The sequence below is a fragment of the Streptomyces sp. NPDC057654 genome (genome assembly GCF_042800135.1).
Taxonomy (GTDB): Bacteria; Actinomycetota; Actinomycetes; order Streptomycetales; family Streptomycetaceae; genus Streptomyces.
This window is the reverse complement of the sequence record NZ_JBHVHQ010000908.1, coordinates 690-3,403: the sequence shown is the minus strand read 5'-3', so window position 1 is coordinate 3,403 and position 2,714 is coordinate 690. Positions and strand designations below refer to the sequence as shown.

2 protein-coding genes are annotated in these 2,714 nt (G+C 73.7%); one reads left to right on the top strand and one right to left on the bottom strand.

What is annotated here, in order from left to right; all coding sequences use genetic code 11:
* Positions 1 to 219: hypothetical protein (locus tag ACFU99_RS38100; RefSeq protein ID WP_384401619.1), on the bottom strand; the 219-nt coding region annotated here is incomplete at its 3' end.
* 434 nt (positions 220 to 653) lie between these two features.
* Between ACFU99_RS38100 and ACFU99_RS38095 the strand changes: the two genes are divergently transcribed.
* A complete protein-coding gene (locus ACFU99_RS38095) occupies positions 654 to 2,453 on the top strand; it encodes a serine/threonine-protein kinase (protein ID WP_384401616.1) in 1,800 nt (599 codons plus the stop codon).
* The last annotated feature ends 261 nt before the right edge of the window (positions 2,454 to 2,714 follow it).

Here is a 2,714-nt window from a genome sequence, read left to right as displayed (position 1 = left end):
GCGCTGGGCGTCCAGCCGCTCGGCGCCCGCGTAGACGACCACGGCCCCGCTGCCCACGTCGGACCCGGCGGCGGCGACCGCGGTCGCGAGCCCGCTGGTCACGGCGGCGAGCGCGGTCCCGGCGGGGGCGGTCACCAGGACATCGCAGGCGTGCGCGGGCGCGGCGGCTTGTGCGGTGTGGCCGCTGCGCGGCCCGAGGACGGTCAGCCGGATCTGCATCGCCGTCAACGGTCCTTTCCTGCCCCTGGAATGCCCGACGGAGGCTCGGCTCCCCCCGCCGTGCACGGGCGCGTCGGCACGTACAGGTCACCACGTTCGCGCGGAGCCCCCGCTCCCCAGCCGCACCCGTGCTTGTGAGCATCCTCGCACCTGCCACTGACAACACGCCCGGCGACCGCCGCTTAGTGATCTTGATTGGTCGGCTACGGGTGAAAAAGTGCCTGCTTGGGACCGCCGTTGATGGCCTTCTTATGGTCGCGGACCGGCCAAAGGACACCATGTGGCAACCATCTGTCCGGAACGTGCGTCTTCCCCTTGAGCCCCACCGGAATTCACCGGCCGTCGGCCTCCGAGTCGGCACTAGAGTAGGGCCGAAGGCCGGGTATCCACAGGCCACGACCAGCTTGGATCAGGATCGACCAGGGAGCGCAGACGTGCGGCCGGTAGGCAGCAAGTACCTGCTTGAGGAGCCGCTCGGACGCGGCGCCACAGGCACCGTCTGGCGGGCCAGCCAGCGCGAGACGGCGGGCGCCGAGGCAGCTGTGGCCGGGCAGCCCGGCGAGACCGTCGCCATCAAGGTGCTCAAGGAGGAGCTCGCCAACGACGCGGACGTCGTCATGCGCTTCCTGCGCGAGCGCTCCGTGCTGCTGCGGCTCACGCACCCCAACATCGTCCGCACCCGCGACCTCGTCGTCGAGGGCGATCTGCTCGCCCTCGTCATGGACCTGGTCGACGGCCCGGACCTGCACCGCTATCTGCGCGACAACGGCCCGTTCACCCCCGTCGGCGCGGCCCTGCTCACCGCCCAGATCGCCGACGCCCTCGCCGCCAGCCACGCCGACGGCGTCGTGCACCGCGACCTGAAGCCCGCCAACGTCCTGCTCGCGGGCGCCGGTGGCCAGGCCGACGGCCAGATGCACCCGATGCTCACCGACTTCGGCATCGCGCGGCTCGCCGACTCCCCGGGTCTGACCCGCACCCACGAGTTCGTCGGCACGCCCGCCTACGTCGCCCCGGAGTCCGCCGAAGGCCAGCCGCAGACCTCCGCCGTCGACATCTACGGCGCCGGAATCCTGCTGTACGAACTGGTCACCGGCCGCCCCCCGTTCGCCGGCGCCACCGCCCTGGAGGTGCTCCACCGCCACCTCAGCGAGGAGCCGCGCCGCCCCACCACCGTCCCCGAGCCGCTGTGGACGGTCATCGAGCGCTGCCTGCGCAAGCGCCCGGAGGAACGGCCCAGCGCCGAGAACCTGGCCCGCGCGCTGCGCGTGGTCGCCTCCGGCGTCGGCGTGCACGCCAGCGCGGCCCAGGCCGAGGCCGCGCTCGGCGTCGCCGCGCTGCTCGGCCCCGAGCAGGACCCGGCCACCGGGCCCGGCACCGGCGCCGCCGACCCCACCCAGGTCCTGCCGTCCAACGCCGGCTCGTACGACCCCACCGCCGCCACCAGCGTCATGCAGAGCACCGGCCAGAACCCCGCCGGGCCGAACGCCGACCCCACCCAGGTGATGAACTCCGGCGGCCCGGGCGGTCCCCCCGGACCCGACCCGACCCGCGCCATGCCGCCCGTACCGGACGAGCCCGACGGGCCGCACCCCTGGGAGAGCCAGCTCCGCGCCGCCCGCGACCGCAACGACCAGACGCAGGTCCGCTACCTCGACCCCAGCGAGGACCCGCTGCGCCGCCGCCCCCACCGCCCCGCCCCGCAGCAGCAGGGCTACGGCCAGCAGGGCCCCGGCCCCTACGGTCAGCAGCAGGGTCCGTACGGCCAGCAGCAAGGACCGTATGGGCAGCAGCCGCAGGGCTACGGGCAGCAAGGGCCGTACGGGCAGCAGGGTTACGGGCAACAAGGGCCGCCCCAGGGCCCGCCGCAACGGCCCCAGCAGCGCCGCGCCCAGGCCCCCGCGCCGTACCAGCAGCCGCAGCACCAGCCCCAGCAGCAGCCGCGCTACCAGGAGCCCGCGCAGCCCCAGCGGTACGCGCCGCCGCCCGAGCCGGAGCCGCGCCGTGAGCCGCGCCAGCCCCGGCAGCGCAGCGCGAACCCGATGCGCATCCCCGGCCTCGGCTGCCTCAAGGGCTGCCTGTTCGTGATCGTCATCCTCGTCGTCGGCTCCTGGCTGGTCTGGGAGCTGACCCCGCTCAAGGACTGGGTCGCCGACGGCAAGGGCTTCTGGGACGCCACCTGGGACTGGGTCAAGGACACCAAGGACTGGATCTCGGGCCTCGGCAAGAACTGAGCCGGAGTCGGCCCCCCGTGGGCCGACTCTGGCGACATGTCGACATCCAGCGGGTGCTTTCCGCCGCAGAAGTGACGGTCGGCGTGGACCGGCAGCCTTACCATCCCCTCAGCCGCGTAGCTTTGTCGCCAACGCGCCCTGTCGGATGTCGGAGAAGTCGGAGTGGTCTTGGCACGGAAGATCGGCAGCCGGTACACCGCGAACCAGGTCCTCGGGCGCGGCAGCGCCGGCACGGTGTGGCTCGGCGAGGGGCCCGAGGGA